The organism is Streptococcus sp. SI1, from assembly GCF_030439945.1.
GTDB classification, from domain to species: domain Bacteria; phylum Bacillota; class Bacilli; order Lactobacillales; family Streptococcaceae; genus Streptococcus; species Streptococcus intermedius.
On record NZ_JAQFJE010000001.1, the window covers coordinates 358,855 to 382,478 of the forward strand.

Genomic DNA, 23,624 nt, shown 5'->3' on the forward strand with positions numbered 1-23,624 from the left:
GTGAAACCATCAATAGTAAACAGAATAAAATCAAACTGGACGCTGAAACGTCTAGGTAAAGTGGCAATGACAGTGGCTTTCACACTTGTGATTGCCATTTTTCTTTTAGCCATGCTGGGAACGGTGGTTCAAGCTGCGGGCTTGGTAGATGATACGGTCAATGTGGCAAATGAATACAGCCGATACCCACTTGAAAACTATCAACTGGATTTTTATGTGGATAATAGCTGGGGCTGGCTTCCGTGGAACTGGTCGGACGGGATTGGAAAACAGGTCATGTATGGACTATATGCCATTACCAATTTTATTTGGACAATCAGTTTGTATGTTTCCAATGCGACAGGTTACTTAGTACAGGAAGCCTATTCCTTAGACTTCATTTCCGCTACAGCAGATTCCATTGGTAAGAATATGCAGACCTTAGCTGGTGTGAGTGCAAACGGATTTTCAACAGAGGGTTTCTATGTTGGATTCCTCTTACTCTTGATTTTGGTTCTTGGGGTTTATGTTGCCTATACGGGACTGATAAAGAGAGAAACCACAAAGGCAATTCATGCCATTATGAATTTTGTGCTGGTGTTTATCCTATCGGCTTCCTTTATTGCCTACGCTCCCGACTACATTAAAAAAATCAATGACTTTTCATCAGACATCAGTAATGCCAGTTTATCACTTGGCACGAAGATTGTCATGCCCCATTCCGATAGTCAAGGCAAGGACAGCGTGGACTTAATCAGAGATAGCCTGTTTTCCATACAGGTTCAGCAACCGTGGCTACTGCTTCAATACAACAGTTCAGACATTGAAAGTATCGGTATTGACCGTGTGGAAAGCCTGCTCTCCACCAGCCCAGATTCCAACAATGGCGAAGACAGAGAAAAAATTGTTGCGGAAGAAATTGAAGACAGAAGCAATACCAATCTAACCATTACAAAGACCATTAACCGTTTAGGTACAGTCTTCTTCCTATTTGTCTTCAATATTGGGATTTCCATATTTGTATTCCTATTAACAGGAATCATGATTTTCTCGCAGGTACTTTTTATCATCTATGCTATGTTTCTGCCTGTGAGCTTTATTTTAAGCATGATTCCATCATTTGATGGTATGTCAAAACGAGCCATAACAAAGCTCTTTAATACCATTTTGACACGAGCTGGAATCACATTGATTATTACGACAGCATTTAGTATTTCAACCATGCTCTATACCTTATCGGCTGGTTATCCGTTCTTTTTGATTGCTTTTCTACAGATTGTGACCTTTGCAGGAATCTACTTCAAGCTGGGCGATTTAATGAGTATGTTTTCTCTACAGAGTAACGATTCTCAAAGTGTGGGAAGTCGTGTGATGAGAAAACCTCGTATGCTTATGCACGCTCACATGCACCGTCTACAGCGGAAACTTGGACGTTCCATGACTACTCTAGGGGCTGGGTCTGCCATTGTTACAGGTAAAAAAGGACAGTCGGGTTCGGGGAGTTCTGCAAGGACACAAGCAGATCACTCCCGACCAGACGGAAAGGAAAAATCAACACTTGGAAAACGTATCGGTCAAACCATCGGTACAGTAGCTGATACCAAAGACAGAATGGTAGACACTGCTAGTGGTTTGAAAGAACAGGTTAAAGATTTGCCGACCAATGCAAGATATGCAGTATATCAAGGAAAATCCAAAGTAAAAGAGAATGTCCGTGATTTAACCAGTAGTATTTCTCAAACCAAAGCGGACAGAGCCAGTGGACGCAAGGAACAGCAGGAACAAAGGCGAAAAACCATTGCGAAGCGTCGCTCTGAAATGGAACAGGTCAAACAGAAAAAACAGCCTGCTTCTTCTGTTCATGAAAGACCGACTACAAGACAAGAACAATATCATGATGAACAGACCTCAAAACAGTCTAATATTCAGACTTCATATAAGGAATCTCAACAAGCCAAACAAGAGCGTCCAGCAGTTAAGTCCGATTTTTCAAGTCCAAAAGTGGAACGCCAAGGCAATACCGTTCAAGAAAAAACCGTTCAAAAGCCAGCAACTTCAACCACTACAGCAGATAGAACTTCACAACGTCCAATCACAAAAGAACGTCCGTCTACTGTTCAAAGAGTACCACTACAAAATACAAGAAGTAGACCACCAATCAAAACCGCCACCATTAAGAAAGTCGGTAAGAAACCATGAAGTTGAAAACTTTAGTGATTGGTGGTTCTGGATTATTCTTGATGGTCTTCTCACTGCTTCTGTTTGTTGCCATTTTATTTTCAGATGAACAGGACAGCGGAATTTCCAATATTCATTATGGAGGTGTGAATGTTTCCGCAGAAGTGCTGGCTCATAAGCCTATGGTAGAAAAATATGCCAAAGAATATGGCGTTGAAGAATATGTCAACATACTTCTTGCGATTATACAGGTGGAATCGGGCGGTACTGCGGAAGATGTTATGCAGTCCTCGGAATCCCTCGGTCTTCCACCTAATTCATTGAGTACAGAAGAATCCATTAAGCAAGGTGTGAAGTATTTCAGTGAATTATTAGCCAGTAGCGAAAGGCTCAGTGTAGATTTAGAATCGGTTATCCAGTCCTACAATTATGGTGGTGGTTTCTTAGGGTATGTGGCTAATCGTGGAAATAAATATACCTTTGAACTGGCTCAAAGTTTCTCAAAAGAGTATTCAGGTGGCGAAAAAGTGTCTTACCCCAATCCCATAGCCATACCTATCAATGGGGGCTGGCGATACAACTATGGCAATATGTTTTATGTGCAACTGGTAACGCAGTATCTTGTCACAACAGAGTTTGATGATGATACGGTACAAGCCATCATGGACGAAGCACTGAAATATGAGGGCTGGCGATACGTTTACGGTGGAGCTTCCCCGACTACTTCTTTTGATTGTAGCGGACTGACACAATGGACGTATGGAAAAGCTGGAATTAACTTACCACGAACCGCACAACAGCAATATGATGTGACCCAGCATATCCCACTATCGGAAGCACAAGCTGGCGATTTGGTTTTCTTTCATTCTACCTATAACGCTGGCTCTTATATTACTCATGTTGGGATATACCTTGGCAATAACCGTATGTTTCATGCAGGCGACCCAATCGGTTATGCCGACTTAACAAGCCCCTACTGGCAACAGCATTTAGTGGGAGCAGGACGAATCAAACAATGAGAAAGGAAGATTTAATGATGAAATTTAGAAAAAATCAGAATAAAGAAAAACAGATACCAAAGGAAAAGAAACCTCGTGTCTACTATAAGGTCAATCCTCATAAAAAGGTTGTGATTGCCTTGTGGGTACTTTTAGGGCTTAGTTTCAGCTTTGCGATATTCAAGCACTTTACAGCTATAGATACTCATACTATTCACGAAACAACTATCATAGAAAAGGAATACGTTGATACTCATCATGTAGAAAATTTTGTAGAGAACTTTGCGAAAGTCTACTATTCATGGGAGCAATCCGATAAGTCCATTGATAATCGAATGGAAAGTCTAAAAGGCTATCTGACAGATGAACTTCAAGCTCTCAATGTTGATACAGTACGCAAAGATATTCCTGTATCGTCTTCTGTAAGAGGATTTCAGATATGGACGGTAGAGCCAACTGGCGACAATGAGTTTAATGTAACCTACAGTGTAGACCAGCTCATTACAGAGGGAGAAAATACAAAGACCGTCCACTCTGCTTATATAGTGAGTGTCTATGTAGATGGTTCTGGAAATATGGTACTGGTTAAGAATCCGACCATTACCAACATACCTAAGAAATCAAGTTATAAACCAAAAGCCATTGAAAGTGAGGGGACGGTTGATTCCATTACAACCAATGAAATCAATGAGTTTTTAACGACGTTCTTCAAGCTCTATCCTACAGCGACAGCCAGTGAACTTTCCTACTATGTGAATGACGGGATATTAAAACCAATCGGAAAAGAGTACATCTTTCAAGAACTGGTAAATCCTATTCACAATCGTAAGGATAATCAAGTCACGGTATCGCTGACAGTGGAGTATATCGACCAGCAGACCAAAGCAACGCAGGTATCTCAATTTGATTTGGTACTTGAAAAGAACGGGAGTAATTGGAAGATTATAGAATAACAAATATTGGTACATTATTACAGCTATTTTGTAATCACGTACTCTCTTTGATAAAAAATTGGAGATTCCTTTACAAATATGCTCTTATGTGCTATTATTTAAGTATCTATTTAAAAGGAGTTAATAAATATGCGGCAAGGTATTCTTAAATAAACTGTCAATTTGATAGTGGGAACAAATAATTGGATGTCCTTTTTTAGGAGGGCTTAGTTTTTTGTACCCAGTTTAAGAATACCTTTATCATGTGATTCTAAAGTATCCGGAGAATATCTGTATGCTTTGTATGCCTATGGTTATGCATAAAAATCCCAGTGATAAAAGTATTTATCACTGGGATTTTTATGCCCTTTTGGGTTTTTGAATGGAGGAAAATCACATGAAAATTATTAATATTGGAGTTTTAGCTCATGTTGATGCAGGAAAAACTACCTTAACAGAAAGCTTATTATATAACAGTGGAGCGATTACAGAATTAGGAAGCGTGGACAAAGGTACAACGAGGACGGATAATACGCTTTTAGAACGTCAGAGAGGAATTACAATTCAGACAGGAATAACCTCTTTTCAGTGGGAAAATACGAAGGTGAACATCATAGACACGCCAGGACATATGGATTTCTTAGCAGAAGTATATCGTTCATTATCAGTTTTAGATGGGGCAATTCTACTGATTTCTGCAAAAGATGGCGTACAAGCACAAACTCGTATATTATTTCATGCACTTAGGAAAATGGGGATTCCCACAATCTTTTTTATCAATAAGATTGACCAAAATGGAATTGATTTATCAACGGTTTATCAGGATATTAAAGAGAAACTTTCTGCCGAAATTGTAATCAAACAGAAGGTAGAACTGTATCCTAATATGTGTGTGACGAACTTTACCGAATCTGAACAATGGGATACGGTAATAGAGGGAAACGATGACCTTTTAGAGAAATATATGTCCGGTAAATCATTAGAAGCATTGGAACTCGAACAAGAGGAAAGCATAAGATTTCAGAATTGTTCTCTGTTCCCTCTTTATCATGGAAGTGCAAAAAACAATATAGGGATTGATAACCTTATAGAAGTGATTACGAATAAATTTTATTCATCAACACATCGAGGTCAGTCTGAACTTTGCGGAAAAGTTTTCAAAATTGAGTATTCGGAAAAAAGACAGCGTCTTGCATATATACGTCTTTATAGTGGCGTACTGCATTTGCGAGATTCGGTTAGAATATCGGAAAAGGAAAAAATAAAAATTACAGAAATGTATACTTCAATAAATGGTGAATTATGTAAAATCGATAAGGCTTATTCCGGGGAAATTGTTATTTTGCAGAATGAGTTTTTGAAGTTAAATAGTGTTCTTGGAGATACAAAGCTATTGCCACAGAGAGAGAGAATTGAAAATCCCCTCCCTCTGCTGCAAACGACTGTTGAACCGAGCAAACCTCAACAAAGGGAAATGTTACTTGATGCACTTTTAGAAATCTCCGACAGTGACCCGCTTCTGCGATATTATGTGGATTCTGCGACACATGAAATCATACTTTCTTTCTTAGGGAAAGTACAAATGGAAGTGACTTGTGCTCTGCTGCAAGAAAAGTATCATGTGGAGATAGAAATAAAAGAGCCTACAGTCATTTATATGGAAAGACCGTTAAAAAAAGCAGAGTATACCATTCACATCGAAGTTCCACCGAATCCTTTCTGGGCTTCCATTGGTCTATCTGTAGCACAGCTTCCATTAGGGAGCGGAGTACAGTATGAGAGCTCGGTTTCTCTTGGATACTTAAATCAATCGTTTCAAAATGCAGTTATGGAGGGGATACGCTATGGCTGTGAACAAGGATTGTATGGTTGGAATGTGACGGACTGTAAAATCTGTTTTAAGTATGGCTTATACTATAGCCCTGTTAGTACCCCAGCAGATTTTCGGATGCTTGCTCCTATTGTATTGGAACAAGTCTTAAAAAAAGCTGGAACAGAATTGTTAGAGCCATATCTTAGTTTTAAAATTTATGCGCCACAGGAATATCTTTCACGAGCATACAACGATGCTCCTAAATATTGTGCGAACATCGTAGACACTCAATTGAAAAATAATGAGGTCATTCTTAGTGGAGAAATCCCTGCTCGGTGTATTCAAGAATATCGTAGTGATTTAACTTTCTTTACAAATGGACGTAGTGTTTGTTTAACAGAGTTAAAAGGGTACCATGTTACTACCGGTGAACCTGTTTGCCAGCCCCGTCGTCCAAATAGTCGGATAGATAAAGTACGATATATGTTCAATAAAATAACTTAGTGTATTTTATGTTGTTATATAAATATGGTTTCTTGTTAAATAAGATGAAATATTTTTTAATAAAGATTTGAATTAAAGTGTAAAGGAGGAGATAGTTATTATAAACTACAAGTGGATATTGTGTCCTGTATGTGGAAATAAAACACGATTAAAGATAAGGGAAGATACTGAATTAAAAAAATTCCCCCTCTATTGTCCGAAATGCAGACAAGAAAATTTAATTGAAATAAAGCAGTTCAAAGTAACTGTGATTACAGAGCCAGACGCAAAGACGCAGAGCCGATAAAATGAGATTAATACAATCTCATTTTATCGGCTCTTTCCGTTATGTATGGATTCTTTTAATTAGTCTTCGATGTTTCTTGCTTCGTTGATACCGCTGGCTAAAGATTCCATTAAGGATAGTTCTTTGTCTGTAAAGCTATCCATGTATTTCTCTATCTGTAATCGTCGGGTGCTTTTTACCAAGTTATTAGCAGGTAAGAAAAATTCATCAACGGAAACATGAAGTAACGATACAAGGTCATAAAGAACTTGTATGCTGGGGTGTTGCCCTTTATTTTCAATATTAGTTAAGTACCGTGGGTCAATTTCAATCAATGCTCCCACTTGTTCACGAGTTAAACCTCGTTTCAATCGAGCTTCTTTAATGGCTAAACCAAAGGCTCTAAAATCATATTTATCTTCTTTTTTACGCATAGTAGACCACCTCTATACATTTTATTGTCCCTACTGAATTAAAAACAGGTATAGAAAAACGTGTTATATGGTTTATAGGTTTATATTTAATAAAAAGCACTACTAAACGCCAATAAAAAAAACCGTTATATGGTAGTGCTATTTACGCTGTTAAAATATTGTATATTACTTCCAAATGGCGGTTTGTTGGAGGTCAACGTCGCCATGAAGTACATCATATACAATAAATTTCCTTACATTGGGTTCTTGTCAAAAAAAGTCGTCTATCTGCAATAGATAAGTACGTCCACCAATGTGGTTTTATAAATCATATAGATAGAATAACAGAAGCATGTAAACAGAGAAATAAATCTGTTTATATGCTTTTTTGGCTATTCAGAACTTTTTTACAAAGTTTATTTATCAGTAATGCAACAAATCCCCCTTTCACATTGGGACTAAGAGTGAAAGGAGATAAACGAGCAAGGCTCACTTCCTTTCCTAGACAGAAAGGGGGTGAGAAACATGAAACCATCTTCTTTTCAGACCACAATAGAAAATCAGTTTGACTATATCTGTAAACGTGCTATGGAAGACGAGCGAAAGAATTATATGCTTTATCTTTCAAGGATTGCAAAGCGTGAGGTGTCCTTTTCGGATGTTGGCGATTATCTTGTTAGCCAGTTTGCGACAACAGATAACTATTCAACTGACTTTCAGATTTTTACACTCAATGGGTTATCAGTAGGCGTTGAAAATGATTTGTTGAGTGAAGCATTACGTGAGTTGCCAGACAAGAAACGTGAAATTCTACTGCTGTTTTACTTTATGGACATGAGCGATTCAGAAATTGCAGACCTGTTGAAATTGAACCGTTCTACTGTCTATCGGCATAGAACCAGTGGACTAGCCTTAATTAAAAAGTTTATGGAGGAATTTGAAGAATGAAAACACAATATCCTATGATTCCCTTTCCTCTCATTGTAAAGGCAACAGATGGCGATACCGAAGCGATTAACCAGATTCTACATCATTACAGAGGGTACATAACGAAGCGTTCCCTACGACTTATGAAAGATGAATATGGCAATCAAAGTATGGTCGTTGATGAAGTCTTACGTGGAAGAATGGAAACCAGACTGATTACAAAGATTTTGTCATTTGAAATTAAGTAATATCCTCTCTCCTTTCGTGGAAGCGTGCTAAACCATTCCACGCTTCCCGAACAGGGAGGTTTGTTATTCCACCAAAGCATATTGAGCTTTCAATGTGTTTTGATAGGCTAACGAGCCATTGTTCTTTGAAAACTGAATAAAAGTAATCGAATACGTTTCGATAAGAAAAGAGCCAACGGAACTAACCGCCATGACCTATCTTATAAAGATAGCGAGCGATTCATGTTAGTGATCCGAGAAGCAATCTTTAGCAGGATTGCCTGCAACGACATTCTTATCGTGATAATGATACTCCCATACAGTCAATAGTCCGAGCGTGATAAAACCGTCGCAGGCAATGAGTATGGCTACATGAGAACCATGCAGGGGTGGAACTCCCGTGAGCTTTGCTAAAGCTGTTCGATTGCTGGTAAAACAACTTTTATGAAATCCAAATAAGTGATTTGGAAAGGAGGATTTTATGAAGCAGACTGACATTCCTATTTGGGAACGTTATACCCTAACCATTGAAGAAGCGTCAAAATATTTTCGTATTGGCGAAAACAAGCTACGACGCTTGGCAGAGGAAAATAAAAATGCAAATTGGCTGATTATGAATGGCAATCGTATTCAGATTAAACGAAAACAATTTGAAAAAATTATAGATACATTGGACGCAATCTAGCGTCGCCAAAGGGTCTTGTATATGATAAAATAGTATTAAGTCGTATCAAGGCTCTTTCCATAAAGGAAAGGAGCAAATGCCATGTCAGAAAAAAGACGTGACAATAAAGGTCGAATCTTAAAGACTGGAGAGAGCCAACGAAAAGACGGAAGATACTTATACAAATATATAGATTCATTTGGAGAACCGCAATTTGTTTACTCGTGGAAACTTGTGGCTACAGACCGAGTACCAGCAGGAAAGCGTGATTGTATCTCACTTAGAGAGAAAATCGCAGAGTTACAGAAAGACATTCATGATGGTATTGATGTTGTAGGAAAGAAAATGACACTCTGCCAGCTTTACGCAAAACAGAACGCTCAAAGACCAAAGGTTAGAAAAAACACTGAAACTGGACGCAAATATCTTATGGATATTTTGAAGAAAGACAAGTTAGGTGTAAGAAGTATTGACAGTATTAAGCCATCAGACGCTAAAGAATGGGCTATTAGAATGAGTGAAAATGGTTATGCTTATCAAACCATCAATAACTACAAACGTTCTTTAAAGGCTTCATTCTATATTGCTATACAAGATGATTGTGTTCGGAAGAATCCATTTGACTTTCAACTGAAAGCAGTTCTTGATGATGATACTGTCCCTAAGACCGTACTAACAGAAGAACAGGAAGAAAAACTGTTAGCCTTTGCAAAAGCTGATAAAACCTACAGCAAAAATTATGATGAAATTCTGATACTCTTAAAAACAGGTCTTCGTATTTCAGAGTTTGGTGGTTTGACACTTCCAGATTTAGATTTTGAGAATCGTCTTGTCAATATAGACCATCAGCTATTGAGAGATACTGAAATTGGGTACTACATTGAAACACCAAAGACCAAAAGTGGCGAACGTCAAGTTCCTATGGTTGAAGAAGCCTATCAAGCATTTAAGCGAGTGTTAGCGAATCGAAAGAATGATAAGCGTGTTGAGATTGATGGATATAGTGATTTCCTCTTTCTTAATAGAAAGAACTATCCAAAAGTGGCAAGTGATTACAACGGCATGATGAAAGGTCTTGTTAAGAAATACAATAAGTATAACGAGGATAAATTGCCACACATCACTCCACATAGTTTGCGACATACATTCTGTACCAACTATGCAAATGCAGGAATGAATCCAAAGGCATTACAGTACATTATGGGACATGCTAATATAGCCATGACGCTGAACTATTACGCACATGCAACATTCGATTCTGCAATGGCAGAAATGAAACGCTTGAATAAAGAGAAGCAACAGGAGCGTCTTGTTGCTTAGTAGTACAAATGAATTTACTACTTATTTACCACTTCTGACAGCTAAGACATGAGGAAATATGCAAAGAAACGTGAAGTATCTTCCTACAGTAAAAATACTCGAAAGCACATAGAATAAGGCTTTACGAGCATTTAAGAAAATATAAAAAGATAATTAGAAATTTATACTTTGTTTAATATAAAAAACAGTAAGAAAGCGTAAAAAATCAATTCCTGTACTAGCGTGTAATTGAAATTTTTTAGTTTTGGCGTTAGAACTGTTTCCTCAGTCCTAGCCCCTTCTCTTTTTGATAAGTATGCTTGGCAGAAAGTAGTTTGTAAATGATTCTGAGAATCTTATGAGCATAAGCAATGACGGCCTTCATCTTGCTTACTCTTTGGGAAATTCGATTATAAAAAAAAGAAAAAGCTGGATCCTTGGAATGTGCTGCAATTAATCCCGACATGGTCAAAGCCTGTTTTATTTAGCGATTTCCTTGCGTGATGTGTGAGGATTTTTTAATGCCAGCACTATAGGCTAAACATCTTTTTCTGTCATGAGTTAGCAGGCTCTGCCTGATTAGAGTTTTACATGTAATCTATTTTAATAGTAATGTTTTATCATTTTCAGGAGAACGCAGTTTTGGCTCGTTCTCTTTTTTGTTGTGATACTTCTTTCAAGGAATATTTGGTAGGATTGGAGTGAAAAAAGATTAACTAAGAAAGAAGGAAGTATATGGAAGCCATTTATCAACGTGATTCGGATCAAGATGGACTGACTGACGCTCAAGAATTTGCGCTAGGAACCAATCCTCTTAGCGCAGATTCTGATGGTGATGGTCGTTCAGATTTAGTGGAAATAGAAGAAGGAACCAATCCCTTAGAAAAGGATTTACAAGACATAGACCAAACAAGTATCACTGAACCGTCCTCAGTATTTATGGAAATGAAACAAAAGATTTCAGATATGATGGAGAGTCACTACAAGGAATTTATACAGGCTCTGATTAGTATTGAAACAGGGATTGAAAACCAACAAGACCTAGAAGACTTATATACTTACTACATGAGAACGGATGCCGTTTCTCTTTTATCTAGTGATTTAGAAATCAGTCCTCAAGAGGTTGAAATGGAGATAGAGTTGTAGGGGAATCATGTGATTCTCCTATTTTCGTATAGATGAAAGGAGCGAGTATGGAAGTAATACAATTATTGGCTATGTTTCGTGGAACAATTCCAAAAGATAGAGAGAAAATGGACTTATTTCTTCGTTATCAAGCGCAACATTTTGATGAGAAATGGCAGAATTTGGTAGAGAGTTTTTTGACTGAAGAGGGCAAGATAGAGGAGATACCTCATGTCTATTCGTTTCATCAAGATATTATCTCTTTCCTAGAGGCCAGTTCTGAAAATAATGACCAAGATTTAGAAAGTTACACAAGAAATTTTGGACAAGCAGGTCTAAGTAAATTATCTCAATTAAGTAATTTTGAGAAAAACTTGGTGCTAGAAGTCGCAACCTATAATCTTTTCACTCGATTTTACATCCAATCTGAGAAAGAGAAGCTAACACCATTAAGTGAGCTTGTATTTCATCAGAATCAGGATGTCAATTTAGTCAATGTCTATCGGGTTGCGAATAATCTATCTGACCGCATTAGTAGAGATATAGAGGAGTTTCTTCTAATGGTTGATTCCAAAGAACTAAAAAAAGAAGTTCTTGAGATTCATTTTGAAGAAAAAGAAGGAGATGTTCTAGCCTATTTGGGTTCAGAATTGATGGCTACTTTAGATATCGTTACGGATCTTGTCCATCATGAAGAAAACTACACACAACTCCCACTGACACAAAAGCTGAAAATTATTACTTATTTTGATGAAGTAAAGGCTATAAGAGAAAAGTCTAAGCAAGTAGAGGAAGCAGTCTTACCTTTAGATAATATTGACCAGGTAGAAGAAAATGTGGAAGTTCATTCCCTATCTAAAGTAGATAAAATTGTAGAAGAAGCTTTGAGGGAATATCCAATCGGTTCACAAGTAAGTTATAAAGGACAAGTATTTCAGTTGGTTTCGATTGAAAATGCGCAGTTAAATGACTTAGTTCGCCTAGAGCTATTCAATGATTCCAACCAGTTATTTGAAGAGAATCCTATCTTATACTTGAACAGTTTGGAAGAGATTGAACAAGTATTGTCTCATTTAGAACTTGAAAAAGAAGATTCAGAGATTGAGATTGATTCATCAAGTGAAAGTCAGGAAATAGATTTGTTTTCCTACCTGGAAGAAGAAAATGTAAATGAAAAGGATAAGGAAACAAAATCTTTAATTTCAGGTATAGAAGAGACGGATGTCCCTGTTCTAGATTTTGTTTTTCCAGATGATTTAGAGGACTTTTATCCTAAGACAAATCGAGAAAAGATTGAAACGAATATCGCCGCAATTGAACTTGTTAAAAGATTAGAAAAAGAGGGACGACAAGCGAATCCAGAAGAACAAGAACTACTAGCCAAGTATGTCGGCTGGGGTGGTCTTGCCAATGAATTTTTCGATGAACTCAACCCAAAGTATGAAACAGAACGTTTAACTCTTAAGAGCTTAGTAGGTAAATCAGAATACTCCACTATGAAACAAAGTTCTCTCACAGCCTATTATACAGACCCAATGATTATTCGCCAGATTTGGCAAAAGTTACTGGATGATGGTTTTGAGGGAGGAAGGATATTAGATCCTTCTATGGGGACTGGGAACTTCTTTGCGGCTATGCCTAGAAGTATACGAGAGAAATCAGAACTCTATGGAGTTGAATTAGACAGCGTGACAGGCGCAATCGCAAAACAACTCCACCCCAATACCCATATTGAAGTGAGAGGATTTGAAGAAGTTCCCTATCAAAATAATAGTTTTGATTTAGTCTTAACGAATGTTCCGTTTGGAAATTTTCGGATTGCAGATAAAAACTATGATAAACCTTATATGATTCATGATTACTTTGTCAAACACTCACTTGATTTAGTAAGAGATGGAGGACAAGTGTCGATTATCTCATCTATCGGGACAATGGATAAGCGGACAGATAATGTCTTACAAGAAATTAAATCCAACACTCATTTTTTAGGGGGAGTTCGGTTGCCAGATACGGCTTTTAAAAAGATTGCAGGTACTCGAGTGACCACAGACCTCCTCTTCTTTCAAAAGGATCAAGCAAAGAATCTTAATGAAGATGAGCTTGTCTTTAGTGGCTCTATTCCCTTTGAAGAGGATAAGCGTGTCTGGATTAATCCATATTTTGATGGGAAATACAATACACAAGTTTTGGGTCAATATGAGGTACGTAATTTTAATGGAGGAACTCTCAATGTTAAGGGGGTATCAGAAACATTAGCTACTGACATAATGGAAGCTTTAGAGAATGTGGAAGCACCTAAACAAATTGACAATTCTTTGAAAGCACCTGTTTTTATCCAAGAAGAAGTGGATAATTCTATCCCAAGTCGTATACGGGAGGACTTAGCGCTCTATTCTTTTGGATATGAGGGAAATCAAATTTATTACCGAGATACGCATGGTATTCGGAAAAGTTCAAAAGTAGACGAAATTAGTTATTATGTAGACGAGAAGGGAGATTTTAAAGCCTGGGACAGTTCTTTGTCTGAACATAAAATAGACCGATTCGTGCAACTTCATTTGACAGATGAGGAAGCACTAGATGTTTACAAGTCAGAAGAAGCGAGTAAAAGAGGGAAATATAAGGGACTGTTCAAAAAAACTGTCTTTTATGAAAGTCCCTTATCGGATAAGGACATTAGTCGTATTAAGGGCATGGTTGATTTGAGAGAGACCTATCAATCCTTAATTGAAATTCAACGTCATCCAGATTATAGTCGGGCTGATTTTCAGGTGTTACTTAGTAAACTCAATCATGACTATGATCGCTTTGTAAGTCAATTTGGATACTTGAATGCCTCAGTCAATCGGAACTTATTTGATAGTGACGATAAGTATTCTTTACTAGCAAGTTTAGAAGATGAATACATTGATTCTAAAAGTCAGAAAGTAAAATATAAAAAATCTTTAGCCTTTGAGAAAGCATTGGTTAGGCCAGAGAGAGTGATTGCAAGAGTTTCAACGGCTCTAGATGCCTTAAACTCTAGTTTATCGGATGGTAGAGGGGTTGATTTAGACTATATGGTATCAATTTATCCTGAACATAGCCAAGCTGCTATTTTAGATGAGTTGGGTGACCAGATTTTAATAGATCCAGAAAGCTATTTAAGAGGGGAAAGAAAATATCTTTCTAAGAACCAGTTTTTATCAGGAGACATTCTCAATAAGATAGAAGTAGTTCAACTATTAGTGGAGGAAAACAACCAAGAATATGATTGGAGCCATGCTTTAGATTTATTAGAATCTGTTCGCCCTCCAAGGATTCATCTGGCAGATATTGAGTTTAAAATAGGGTCACGTTGGATTCCTCAATCCGTTTATGGTAAATTTGCCTTTGAATGTTTTACCAATCGTGAATTTGAATTGTCTTCGCCAGATGTTGAACAAGTCATTGAAGTGAATCCTGTTGATGGGCAGGTTCATTTAAGGACATCATTTGCTTATCGCTATCCAAGTGCCAAAGATAGTAGTCTTGGAGTTAGTGGGTCACGTTATGATACAGGAAGAAAGATTTTTGAGAATTTACTTAATTCGAACCAACCGACGATTACTATGACTATTACGGAAGGAGAAAAGAAAAAGACCATCACAGATTTGGAAAAAACCTCTGTTCTAAGAGCAAAAGAGCAGCATTTACAAGAGCTCTTTCAAGAATTTGTCTCACGGTATCCAGAAGTCCAACAAGTCATTGAGGAAAGCTATAATCGTCTTTATAATCGAACAGTTAGTCGAGAATATGACGGTAGCCATCTAGTCATTGATGGCTTGGCACAAAACATCAGCCTTCGCCCTCATCAAGAGAATGCCATTCAAAGAATCGTAGAAGAAAAAAGAGCTTTATTAGCTCATGAGGTAGGTTCAGGAAAGACCTTGACCATGCTTGGTGCTGGGTTTAAATTAAAGGAGTTGGGGATGGTTCATAAGCCCTTGTATTTAGTGCCTTCTAGTTTGTCTGCTCAATTTGGCCAAGAGATCATGAAATTTTTCCCTACTAAAAAAGTCTTTGTGACTACTAAGAAAGATTTTGTGAAGGCGAGAAGAAAACAATTTGTGTCACGTATTATTACAGGAGATTACGATGCCATTGTCATTGGGGATTCTCAATTTGAAAAAATCCCTGTCAGTAAAGAAAGACAGATGAACTATATTGAGGATAAACTCAATGAACTACGAGAGATTAAAACACATTCTGAAAATAAGTATACCGTTAAAGAAGCAGAGCAATCAATAAGTGGTCTAGAGAAACAATTGGAAGAACTCCAACGCTTTAATCGTGATAGTTTTATTGATTTTGAGAACTTAGGAATTGATTTTCTCTTTGTGGATGAAGCACATCACTTTAAAAATATTCGTCCCATTACTGGACTTGGAAATGTAGCAGGGATTACTAATACAACGTCTAAGAAAAATGTGGATATGGAAATGAAGGTTCGACAGATTCAGGAAGAACATGATTTTAAAAATATTGTCTTTGCGACAGGAACACCTGTTTCCAATTCTATTAGTGAGTTATACACTATGATGAACTACATTCAACCCGATATCTTAAAACGCTATCAAGTTGATTATTTTGACTCTTGGGTAGGTGCTTTTGGAGAAATTCAAAACTCTATGGAATTAGCTCCTACAGGGGATAAGTACCAACCTAAGAAACGATTTAAAAAGTTTGTCAATCTACCTGAGTTGATGAAAATCTATAAAGAAACAGCCGACATTCAAACACAAGATATGTTGGATTTACCTGTTCCAGAAGCTCATATTATCCCTATTGAGAGTGAGTTAACTGAAAACCAGAAACTCTATCTAGAAGAATTAGTTATGAGGTCAGATATGGTCAAATGTGGAACAGTTGATCCGAGTCAGGATAACATGTTAAAGATAACAGGTGAGGCACGGAAACTAGCAATTGATATGCGTTTATTGGACTCTAGTTATAGTCTAGCAGACAATCACAAACTGCTTCAGGTAGTGGATAATGTTGAAAGAATTTATCGTGAGGGAATGGGAAATAAGGCTACTCAGATGATTTTTTCAGATATTGGCACACCTAAGAAAAAGGATAATGGTTTTGATGTCTATTCTGAGATTAAGGCTTTATTAGTTGATAGAGGAATCCCTAGTAAGGAAATTGCCTTTGTACATGATGCCAATAGTGATGAAAAGAAGAATAGTTTGTCTCGAAAAGTCAATGCAGGAGAGGTGCGGATTCTCCTTGCCTCAACTGAAAAAGGGGGAACAGGTTTAAATGTTCAGAGCAAGATGAAAGCAGTTCATCACCTGGATGTACCGTGGAGACCAAGTGACATTCAGCAACGCAATGGACGGATTATCCGACAAGGAAATGAAAACAAGGAAGTGGATATTTACCACTATATTACCAAAGGTTCGTTTGATAATTATCTATGGGCAACTCAGGAGAACAAACTCCGTTATATTAAGCAGATTATGACTTCTAAGGAGCCGATTCGTGCTGCAGAAGACATTGATGAACAGACTATGACAGCTTCTGATTTTAAGGCACTAGCAACAGGTAATCCTTATCTCAAATATAAGATGGAACTAGAGAATGATCTAACTCTATTAGAAAATCAAAGACGCGCCTTTCAACGCAGCAAGGATCACTATCGTCATACAATCTCCTACTGTGAAGAAAATATGCCCATTCTTGAGAAACGATTAAGCAAGTATGAAGGCGACATTCAACAGTCAGAAATGTCGAAAGACCAGGCATTTTCTATGACGGTAGGTAAGCAAGCTTTTGATCAACGATCTGAAGCAGGGGAATCCCTACACCGTTTTATCCGTCATAATCAAGCTGACAGCAAAGAATTCCGTACCCTAGCAAGCTATAGAGGATTTGACATTAAAATGCTTAGTCTTCCAACAAATCAACCTCTTCCTGAAACCTTCTCTGTTAAGATTGTAGGAGAAAATCAATATTCTGTCAGTTTAGATTTGTATTCTCCTTTAGGGACCATTCAAAGGCTTCAGCATACGATTGAACACATTAAAGAGGACCAAGTGAAAACTCAGAACTTATTGGATGAATTAAAGGATAAATGGACTACTGCTAAGGTAGAAATTGAGAAAAATTTTCCAAAGGAAGAGGATTATCAAACAAAAAAGGCCGAATACGATGTACTCGCGCCATTGATTGAAACAGAAACGGATTTAGATATTATAGATCAAGCCTTAAGACAATTCCATGAAAAAGGAAACGAAAAGCAGGAACAACTTTCTTTTGAATTGGATTAAAAAATAGATACAAATAGCGGACAAGAAATGAAAAGCGCGGTAGAATAAAGATAGAAAGAAACGAGGTAACAATTATGATGGAAGATACCTATTATCAATTAGAAGAGGCTTTGGTACAGGGATTTCAAACACCTGAAGAATACCAAGCCTACAAGGAGTTAAAGGAACATTATGAGGAAGTGACAGGCGATTACAGCTTTTCCAAACGAGAACTCACTAGCCAATTGGAAATCACTCTTCAAAATCATCGAGGTGTGGACTTTGAAGAACATGAAAAAGAGGAGTATTTGGACTTAGTTCAAAAATTAGAAGAGTTTGATTCCTCTCTTGCCACCCATTATCGTCAATTGATTGATTAGGAAGGAGAAAGTCATGAATGATTTACTCCTTATCCCAGTAATTTTTTTAGCAGTAGGAGGAATTCTCATTCTTTTATGGAGACTCTTTCTTATTGCCAGTGGACTTTTCCTTATTGGTTTTATCAGTTTTCTTATTTTCGTGGAGGTCTATGGAATTTATTTGTTCTTTACTGAACCGACTTTATACTTTGATGATATCAGGCAACATGGTTTAACTAGTTTTACGGCTGTGTACCTTTTCATCAATCTGATGTTGGTTCTAGGATTCAGTTGGCGTTTCATAAACTCCAAAACTAAGGAAAGTATGTAAACTTGTTAGATGGTTAAAAAACTTTATCTGAATCTAAATTCGGATAGGGTTTTTTATTTGCCTTGATTCTTTCATATACATCATAGCTAAATTGGAGTAATAATTTATGAAAATCATTATCCTCACTATTATTACTTGTATTTATGGCTTGTTTATGGCGTTCAATATGAGAAAGAGCTCTTCTCAAATTTTCTTCTTTTAATTTGTTCATATTTATATTATAAACTGAAGACAGCTAATTTTGATATTTTTCTCTGAACTGTACGATTTTTCGCCTGAAATGTAGGAATTACCTTTCGTTGTGATGTGATAAAACTTACAAGTTCTTTTTGTTATTCTTGACCTAGTTTTTATAGAAAGAAGGTCTAAGATGTTAAATAAAGTCAAAACTAAAGCGTTAATTAGTGTTGGAGCAGTAGCCGCAACTAGCTTTATTCTCATGATGGGATATACTGTTGGTCAACATTCTACTGCTAAAAAAAGTCGCAAAGAAATCGAATTGGCTGCAGCTAAACTTGTAGAGGACAAACAAGCAGAAGATAAAGCAAGTATTTTGTCATCAGATACTGTAAAAGAATTTTTGACACAGTACTATACGAAAGAAAAGCTCGGAGAAAATAATACACGTATTCAACCTTATATGACTGAATCGGCTTATTCCCAAGAATTGTCAAGTCAAAATGATGCCATGAACCAAGTGTATAAGGATTATATTTTAGATTATCATTTCGAAAAAGCTGATATCTTTGTCAATCAGACTACGAATCAAGCTATTGCCATGGTCTCTTATAATGTAACCTATGTATCTGATTTAAAGAATGCCAACCAATCAAAGACGAATCAGACAGAAACAAGAACAGTTAAGTTATCCTATTCTAAACTACCTGGTAAGTTATTGGTCAACCAAGTACAGGTTTGGAAATCTGGGTTAGATGATTTAGATAAGGCAACTCCTAAAACTTTAGAAGAATCCTCATCTGTTCCATCACTGCCAAATACTACGACAAAATGATGATATTGCATGGAAATAGAAGAATGTAAGAAAATTTCAATTCTTGATGTAGCAAGTCGTTTAGGTATCTCCTTTAAACAAGTTTCGAGCAGTGTCTATGAACATCCTGAACACGATTCATTTCGGATTTTTTCAACTACCAATACTTTTAAATGGTTTTCAAGAGATATTCAAGGTGATGTCATTGATTTTGTTCGACTTGTTAAGGGAATTTCCTTTAAAGAAGCTCTAGCCTTTCTTTCTGAAGAACCTTTTCAAAAAGAAACTGTTCAAGAAAAAAGAGAGAGACCATTTTATTATCCTTTAAAGAGAATAGAAGATTCTCACTGTAGTCTGGCCAGATATTACTTAACAGAATGTAGAGGAATTTCAGAAGAAATCGTACAAAAGATGATTCAACAAGGTTTGATAGTACAAGCTAGTTGGAAAACAAATGAAACAGTTGAACCTGTTATTGTTTTTAAAAGCTTTAATCATCGTCACAAGCTGCAGGCAGCAAGTCTCCAAGGGATTTATAAGAATCACTCTCTTCCTAGAGAGAGGTTAAAAACGATTCTAAAAGGAAGCCATGGACATGTTGGAATATCCTTTGATATTGGTAAACCTAATAGACTGGTCTTTTGTGAATCGTTCATCGACTTAATGAGCTATTACGAACTTCATCAACAAAGTCTAACTGATGTTCGTTTGGTATCTATGGAAGGATTAAAAAGGTCTGTTGTTGCTTATCAAACTTTACGACTGATAGCTGAAGAAAATCAGAGGTTGGAATTTTTGGATACAGTAATACCTTCAAAGTTATTGCCTTTAATCAATACAATTCGTGATACCACCAGCTATTTTGATAATCATCCTGATTTATTGACACTTGCGGTAGATTGTGATGATGCAGGAAAAGATTTTTCTGATAAGTTATCTCAATCAGGATTTCCTGTTTTTCTGGATTTCCCTGATAATAAATCTGGGAAAGAAAAAGTAGACTGGAATGATGTCCTTAGAGAAAAGAAATCAGATTTACAATTGATGATAGAGAATGCAAAAGAGACATTGAGGAATCAACCAGTAAGAAAAACCTCTCAATGTTTAGAATTGTGATAACAAAATCAAGATGTTTTAGCTAATATTAGAATGAAGGAGGATCGTATATGACCATTATTGAACGCTTAGAAGAAAAGGTCACTAGGCAAGAAAGTAAGGTAGCAAGAGAGACAGAAAAACTCGCTGCTTACAAAGAACAACTGGAGACAGCGATGTTTGCGACGTTCAAAAGGCGTCAAAGCATTAGTCACATGAGTTTTGAAGAAGCTCTTGACCATGCCTTTGGTAAAGAAAGACAATTCGATGATTCTGAATTTAGAAAGGATGAAATGAGTGAATGACAAAAGATTGGAATTTTAATCAACCATTAGAAAGTAAATCAGAAAATCAAGAAGATCCAGATAAAATTGCGGCCTTATTTAGAAATCATCAAGGAGGTAATGATGTAAATTATGAAGCAGCTTTTCAAAAGCGAAAACAAGCACCTGTGACGGATTCAAATTCTAGTTCTAAACCCAAAGTTACAGAGGTTAGAACAGGAAAAGAGACAGATATCACTACAAGTTATCAGCAACATCTTAAAAGACTTATTGCGGATAACAATAGCGATATTCAAAGCAGTCAAAAGAAAATTGAAGAGCTACATACATTTATTGACACAAAGAATAAAGACAATAAGAAATTACAGTCCATTTATGATGCGATTTCGGAATTACACTAAGCAGTCCTGATAGGCTGCTTTTTTTGAGAGGTTATAGATGTTTACAACATTTTTTAAGAAAAATCACGACAATAGTGATGTATTTAAAAAGCTGATTCATAGACTATCTGATATGTCTGTCCAAGATCTTGAAAAAATAGACCGACTGTTAGATATCATTTTCACTCCAGATCAAGAATCAGAACAAGTAAAAACAGAATCAATTTATAGGGAAGAAACTTTGGACGACACATTAAAGGAAGCTAAAAATCAACTTCATAAGGAACAATTGGAGAAGAATTTAGAGAGATTTAGGAAAAACAGCCAATAATGCACCAAAAATGGTGCATTTGCTTTTTCTAAATGTTATAATGGTGGTATAAAAATAAAAGGAGTTTGCCATGATTGGAAAGAACATAAAATCCTTACGTAAAACACATGACTTAACACAAGACGACTTTGCCCGAATTGTAGGAATTTCTCGAAATAGCTTGAGCCGGTATGAAAATGGAACGAGTTCAGTCTCTACGGAATTAATTGACATCATTTGTCAGAAGTTTAATGTATCTTATGTCGATATTGTAGGAGAAGATAAAATGCTCAATCCTGTTGAAGATTATGAATTGACTTTAAAAATTGAAATTGTGAAAGAAAGAGGTGCTAATCTATTATCTCGACTCTATCGCTATCAAGATAGTCAGGGAATTAGCATTGATGATGAATCTAATCCTTGGATTTTAATGAGTGATGATCTATCTGACTTGATTCATACGAGTATCTATTTAGTAGAAACTTTTGATGAAATAGAGAGATATAGCGGTTATTTGGATGGAATTGAACGTATGTTAGAGATATCTGAAAAACGGATGGTAGCCTAATGGAAATCCAAGATTATACCGATAGTGAATTCAAACATGCTTTAGAGCGGAACATTCGCTCACTGACAAGAGGAAAAAAGTCCAGTAAGCAACCTATAGCGATTTTGCTTGGAGGGCAAAGTGGTGCCGGTAAGACTACAATTCATCGTATTAAACAGAAAGAATTTCAAGGAAATATTGTTATCATAGATGGTGATAGTTTTCGTTCTCAGCATCCACACTATTTAGAACTGCAGCAAGAATATGGCAAAGATAGCGTTGAATACACCAAAGATTTCGCAGGGAAAATGGTAGAGTCTTTAGTAACAAAATTGAGTAGTTTGGGATACAATCTTTTGATAGAAGGAACTTTACGAACAGTTGATGTTCCAAATAAAACAGCAAAACTCTTGAAAAATAAGGGGTATGAGGTACAATTAGCCTTAATTGCAACAAAGCCTAAGCTGTCCTATCTGAGCACCCTTATCCGATACGAAGAACTATACGCTATCAATCCAAATCAAGCACGCGCAACTCCAAAAGAACATCATGATTTCATTGTAAATCATCTAGTTAATAATACACGACAATTGGAAGAACTAGCTATCTTTGAAAGAATTCAAATTTACCAACGAGATAGAAGTTGTGTATATGATTCGAGAGAAAATACAACTTCAGCAGCAACAGTTCTTCAGGATTTACTGTTTGGGGAGTGGAGTCAGGTCGAGAAAGAGATGCTTAAATCTGGAGAAGAAAGATTGAAAGATTTAACTAATCGAAATGGTTGTTAGATCATGAGTTTTAAAATATAGTCTATTGGATCGTCAATTAAAAAATAACGATCCTTTTTTATACTCTCTATTTTCTTCTTCTTCATATTTTTTCAAAAGTTTTAGCATTCTTCAGTCATGATTTCCTAACACTATAAGTACAAATTTAGCACAGTTTATGATTATTTTAAATCTTTGGGGTTTATTAAACTCTTGATTTTTTCAAGAAGCTATGGTATTCTTTTGTTAGTTAATAAACTTACAAAGGAGAAAAGATGTTTTCACCTACTAAATTAAAAGAAAAAAGAGAGAGTCAGGGCTTATCTCAATCTCAACTTGCATCCAGTTTGGGAATTAGTAGAGCTTCGTACTTTAATTGGGAATCAGGTAAAACAAAACCGAATCAAAATAATCTAAGCAAATTGAGTGAGATTTTTAATGTAGACCCTCGATATTTTGAATCAGAGTATGAAATAGTAGAAACCTATCTCAAGCTAACTAAAAAGAATCAAAAAGCAACACTTCATTATGCTACAGAATTGTTGAACAAACAGAATGCGAAGGTTGTAGAAATTCCTGAGCGTTTTGCTTATAAAGTTTACGAAAAATTATCAGCTGGTACAGGAACAGCTTATTTTGATGATGGTAATTACGATACAGTTTATTTTAATCATCAATTTGATTATGACTTTGCATCATGGGTGTTTGGAAATTCAATGGAACCGACATATGAAAATGGTTCTGTAGCCCTTATTAAGCAAACGGGATTTGATTATGACGGGGCTATCTATGCCATAGATTGGGATGGTCAAACCTATATTAAGAAAGTGTATCGTGAAGAAAATGGGCTTCGTTTAGTTTCACTCAATCGGAACTATTCAGATAAGTTTGCGCCTTATGATGAGAATCCTCGCATTATAGGGAAAATAGTTGGGAACTTTATGCCTTTAGAGGACTAAGC

24 protein-coding genes and 1 pseudogene are annotated in these 23,624 nt (G+C 36.5%); 22 read left to right on the plus strand and 3 right to left on the minus strand.

Annotation, left to right across the window (positions count from 1 at the left end; all coding sequences use genetic code 11):
- From PCY10_RS01840 to PCY10_RS01865, 6 genes and pseudogenes are all read left to right on the plus strand, one after another.
- Complete coding sequence (locus PCY10_RS01840) at positions 1-2,178, plus strand: CD3337/EF1877 family mobilome membrane protein (protein ID WP_000804748.1); 2,178 nt, start codon at positions 1-3, stop codon at positions 2,176-2,178.
- Positions 2,175-3,176 (plus strand): lysozyme family protein, encoded by a 1,002-nt coding sequence (locus PCY10_RS01845; RefSeq protein WP_000769868.1) that lies wholly within the window; start codon positions 2,175-2,177, stop codon positions 3,174-3,176. Before PCY10_RS01840 ends, PCY10_RS01845 begins: the two co-directional genes overlap by 4 nt.
- A complete protein-coding gene (locus tag PCY10_RS01850; RefSeq protein ID WP_001224320.1) occupies positions 3,173-4,108 on the plus strand; it encodes a conjugal transfer protein in 936 nt (311 codons plus the stop codon). Before PCY10_RS01845 ends, PCY10_RS01850 begins: the two co-directional genes overlap by 4 nt.
- Positions 4,109-4,421: 313 nt before the next feature.
- Positions 4,422-4,469 (plus strand): annotated as a pseudogene (locus PCY10_RS09670) (hypothetical protein); the annotation flags it as partial.
- Between the two features lie 15 nt (positions 4,470-4,484).
- On the plus strand, positions 4,485-6,404 hold the full coding sequence (tet(M), locus tag PCY10_RS01860; protein WP_050072437.1) for a tetracycline resistance ribosomal protection protein Tet(M): 1,920 nt from the start codon (positions 4,485-4,487) through the stop codon (positions 6,402-6,404).
- 118 nt (positions 6,405-6,522) lie between these two features.
- A complete protein-coding gene (locus tag PCY10_RS01865; protein WP_000336323.1) occupies positions 6,523-6,690 on the plus strand; it encodes a cysteine-rich KTR domain-containing protein in 168 nt (55 codons plus the stop codon).
- 59 nt (positions 6,691-6,749) lie between these two features.
- On the opposite strand, the gene PCY10_RS01870 is transcribed toward PCY10_RS01865, so the two are convergent.
- Positions 6,750-7,103 (minus strand): helix-turn-helix transcriptional regulator, encoded by a 354-nt coding sequence (locus PCY10_RS01870; RefSeq protein ID WP_001227347.1) that lies wholly within the window; start codon positions 7,101-7,103, stop codon positions 6,750-6,752.
- 504 nt (positions 7,104-7,607) lie between these two features.
- Here PCY10_RS01870 and PCY10_RS01875 point away from each other — a divergent pair.
- Both PCY10_RS01875 and PCY10_RS01880 read left to right on the plus strand, forming a co-directional pair.
- Positions 7,608-8,030: a sigma-70 family RNA polymerase sigma factor gene (locus PCY10_RS01875; RefSeq protein ID WP_000804885.1), complete on the plus strand. Its 423-nt coding sequence runs from the start codon at positions 7,608-7,610 to the stop codon at positions 8,028-8,030.
- Positions 8,027-8,257, plus strand: coding sequence for a helix-turn-helix domain-containing protein (locus PCY10_RS01880; RefSeq protein ID WP_000857133.1), 231 nt, complete (start codon positions 8,027-8,029; stop codon positions 8,255-8,257). Before PCY10_RS01875 ends, PCY10_RS01880 begins: the two co-directional genes overlap by 4 nt.
- Before the next feature lie 225 nt (positions 8,258-8,482).
- Here PCY10_RS01880 and PCY10_RS01885 read toward each other — a convergent pair whose 3' ends face one another.
- A complete protein-coding gene (locus PCY10_RS01885; protein WP_001845478.1) occupies positions 8,483-8,734 on the minus strand; it encodes a hypothetical protein in 252 nt (83 codons plus the stop codon).
- On the opposite strand from PCY10_RS01885, the gene PCY10_RS01890 reads away from it, so the two are divergent.
- From PCY10_RS01890 to PCY10_RS01915, 6 genes are all read left to right on the plus strand, one after another.
- Positions 8,718-8,921 carry an excisionase gene (locus PCY10_RS01890; RefSeq protein ID WP_000814511.1) on the plus strand — a complete coding sequence of 68 codons (204 nt, stop codon included), beginning with the start codon at positions 8,718-8,720 and terminating at the stop codon, positions 8,919-8,921. The genes PCY10_RS01885 and PCY10_RS01890 overlap by 17 nt on opposite strands.
- An 81-nt stretch (positions 8,922-9,002) precedes the next feature.
- Entirely contained in the window at positions 9,003-10,220 is a 1,218-nt protein-coding gene (locus tag PCY10_RS01895) for a tyrosine-type recombinase/integrase (protein WP_001291561.1), read from the plus strand.
- Positions 10,221-10,934: 714 nt separating this feature from the next.
- Positions 10,935-11,345 (plus strand): thrombospondin type 3 repeat-containing protein, encoded by a 411-nt coding sequence (locus PCY10_RS01900; protein WP_020998530.1) that lies wholly within the window; start codon positions 10,935-10,937, stop codon positions 11,343-11,345.
- Between the two features lie 47 nt (positions 11,346-11,392).
- Positions 11,393-17,617 carry an SNF2-related protein gene (locus PCY10_RS01905; RefSeq protein ID WP_301558771.1) on the plus strand — a complete coding sequence of 2,075 codons (6,225 nt, stop codon included), beginning with the start codon at positions 11,393-11,395 and terminating at the stop codon, positions 17,615-17,617.
- A 74-nt stretch (positions 17,618-17,691) separates the two neighbouring features.
- Positions 17,692-17,976 carry a DUF5962 family protein gene (locus PCY10_RS01910; protein ID WP_023916199.1) on the plus strand — a complete coding sequence of 95 codons (285 nt, stop codon included), beginning with the start codon at positions 17,692-17,694 and terminating at the stop codon, positions 17,974-17,976.
- Positions 17,977-17,989: 13 nt separating this feature from the next.
- Complete coding sequence (locus PCY10_RS01915; protein WP_000998893.1) at positions 17,990-18,286, plus strand: DUF5966 family protein; 297 nt, start codon at positions 17,990-17,992, stop codon at positions 18,284-18,286.
- Positions 18,287-18,299: 13 nt separating this feature from the next.
- On the opposite strand, the gene PCY10_RS01920 is transcribed toward PCY10_RS01915, so the two are convergent.
- Entirely contained in the window at positions 18,300-18,497 is a 198-nt protein-coding gene (locus tag PCY10_RS01920) for a hypothetical protein (RefSeq protein WP_001841477.1), read from the minus strand.
- 159 nt (positions 18,498-18,656) lie between these two features.
- Between PCY10_RS01920 and PCY10_RS01925 the strand changes: the two genes are divergently transcribed.
- The 8 genes from PCY10_RS01925 to PCY10_RS01960 all read left to right on the plus strand — a co-directional run bounded on the left by PCY10_RS01925 (position 18,657) and on the right by PCY10_RS01960 (position 23,622).
- Positions 18,657-19,298, plus strand: a complete 642-nt coding sequence (locus PCY10_RS01925) for a hypothetical protein (RefSeq protein WP_023916200.1) — start codon at positions 18,657-18,659, stop codon at positions 19,296-19,298.
- 9 nt (positions 19,299-19,307) lie between these two features.
- Complete coding sequence (locus tag PCY10_RS01930) at positions 19,308-20,393, plus strand: toprim domain-containing protein (protein ID WP_000401893.1); 1,086 nt, start codon at positions 19,308-19,310, stop codon at positions 20,391-20,393.
- A 50-nt stretch (positions 20,394-20,443) separates the two neighbouring features.
- Positions 20,444-20,677 (plus strand): DUF5965 family protein, encoded by a 234-nt coding sequence (locus PCY10_RS01935; protein ID WP_000152419.1) that lies wholly within the window; start codon positions 20,444-20,446, stop codon positions 20,675-20,677.
- On the plus strand, positions 20,674-21,057 hold the full coding sequence (locus PCY10_RS01940) for a DUF5945 family protein (protein WP_023916201.1): 384 nt from the start codon (positions 20,674-20,676) through the stop codon (positions 21,055-21,057). Before PCY10_RS01935 ends, PCY10_RS01940 begins: the two co-directional genes overlap by 4 nt.
- 37 nt (positions 21,058-21,094) lie before the next feature.
- Positions 21,095-21,367: a hypothetical protein gene (locus PCY10_RS01945; RefSeq protein ID WP_045773570.1), complete on the plus strand. Its 273-nt coding sequence runs from the start codon at positions 21,095-21,097 to the stop codon at positions 21,365-21,367.
- Positions 21,368-21,437: 70 nt separating this feature from the next.
- Complete coding sequence (gene pezA, locus PCY10_RS01950) at positions 21,438-21,914, plus strand: type II toxin-antitoxin system antitoxin PezA (protein ID WP_045773571.1); 477 nt, start codon at positions 21,438-21,440, stop codon at positions 21,912-21,914.
- Positions 21,914-22,684: a type II toxin-antitoxin system toxin PezT gene (pezT, locus tag PCY10_RS01955; protein ID WP_045773572.1), complete on the plus strand. Its 771-nt coding sequence runs from the start codon at positions 21,914-21,916 to the stop codon at positions 22,682-22,684. Before pezA ends, pezT begins: the two co-directional genes overlap by 1 nt.
- Before the next feature lie 254 nt (positions 22,685-22,938).
- Entirely contained in the window at positions 22,939-23,622 is a 684-nt protein-coding gene (locus PCY10_RS01960; RefSeq protein ID WP_045773573.1) for a helix-turn-helix transcriptional regulator, read from the plus strand.
- Positions 23,623-23,624: the final 2 nt, after the last annotated feature.

Excerpts from the sequence above, each read along its gene's own strand:
- PCY10_RS01845 (WP_000769868.1), top strand. The coding sequence starts at position 2,175 with ATGAAGTTGAAAACTTTAGTGATTGGTGGTTCTGGATTATTCTTGATG.
- PCY10_RS01850 (WP_001224320.1), top strand. The coding sequence starts at position 3,173 with ATGAGAAAGGAAGATTTAATGATGAAATTTAGAAAAAATCAGAATAAA.
- PCY10_RS01870 (WP_001227347.1), bottom strand. The coding sequence starts at position 7,103 with ATGCGTAAAAAAGAAGATAAATATGATTTTAGAGCCTTTGGTTTAGCC.
- PCY10_RS01875 (WP_000804885.1), top strand. The coding sequence starts at position 7,608 with ATGAAACCATCTTCTTTTCAGACCACAATAGAAAATCAGTTTGACTAT.
- PCY10_RS01880 (WP_000857133.1), top strand. The coding sequence starts at position 8,027 with ATGAAAACACAATATCCTATGATTCCCTTTCCTCTCATTGTAAAGGCA.
- PCY10_RS01890 (WP_000814511.1), top strand. The coding sequence starts at position 8,718 with ATGAAGCAGACTGACATTCCTATTTGGGAACGTTATACCCTAACCATT.
- PCY10_RS01885 (WP_001845478.1), bottom strand. The coding sequence starts at position 8,734 with ATGTCAGTCTGCTTCATAAAATCCTCCTTTCCAAATCACTTATTTGGA.
- PCY10_RS01895 (WP_001291561.1), top strand. The coding sequence starts at position 9,003 with ATGTCAGAAAAAAGACGTGACAATAAAGGTCGAATCTTAAAGACTGGA.
- PCY10_RS01900 (WP_020998530.1), top strand. The coding sequence starts at position 10,935 with ATGGAAGCCATTTATCAACGTGATTCGGATCAAGATGGACTGACTGAC.
- PCY10_RS01905 (WP_301558771.1), top strand. The coding sequence starts at position 11,393 with ATGGAAGTAATACAATTATTGGCTATGTTTCGTGGAACAATTCCAAAA.
- PCY10_RS01910 (WP_023916199.1), top strand. The coding sequence starts at position 17,692 with ATGATGGAAGATACCTATTATCAATTAGAAGAGGCTTTGGTACAGGGA.
- PCY10_RS01915 (WP_000998893.1), top strand. The coding sequence starts at position 17,990 with ATGAATGATTTACTCCTTATCCCAGTAATTTTTTTAGCAGTAGGAGGA.
- PCY10_RS01920 (WP_001841477.1), bottom strand. The coding sequence starts at position 18,497 with ATGAACAAATTAAAAGAAGAAAATTTGAGAAGAGCTCTTTCTCATATT.
- PCY10_RS01925 (WP_023916200.1), top strand. The coding sequence starts at position 18,657 with ATGTTAAATAAAGTCAAAACTAAAGCGTTAATTAGTGTTGGAGCAGTA.
- PCY10_RS01930 (WP_000401893.1), top strand. The coding sequence starts at position 19,308 with ATGGAAATAGAAGAATGTAAGAAAATTTCAATTCTTGATGTAGCAAGT.
- PCY10_RS01935 (WP_000152419.1), top strand. The coding sequence starts at position 20,444 with ATGACCATTATTGAACGCTTAGAAGAAAAGGTCACTAGGCAAGAAAGT.
- PCY10_RS01940 (WP_023916201.1), top strand. The coding sequence starts at position 20,674 with ATGACAAAAGATTGGAATTTTAATCAACCATTAGAAAGTAAATCAGAA.
- PCY10_RS01945 (WP_045773570.1), top strand. The coding sequence starts at position 21,095 with ATGTTTACAACATTTTTTAAGAAAAATCACGACAATAGTGATGTATTT.
- pezA (WP_045773571.1), top strand. The coding sequence starts at position 21,438 with ATGATTGGAAAGAACATAAAATCCTTACGTAAAACACATGACTTAACA.
- pezT (WP_045773572.1), top strand. The coding sequence starts at position 21,914 with ATGGAAATCCAAGATTATACCGATAGTGAATTCAAACATGCTTTAGAG.
- PCY10_RS01960 (WP_045773573.1), top strand. The coding sequence starts at position 22,939 with ATGTTTTCACCTACTAAATTAAAAGAAAAAAGAGAGAGTCAGGGCTTA.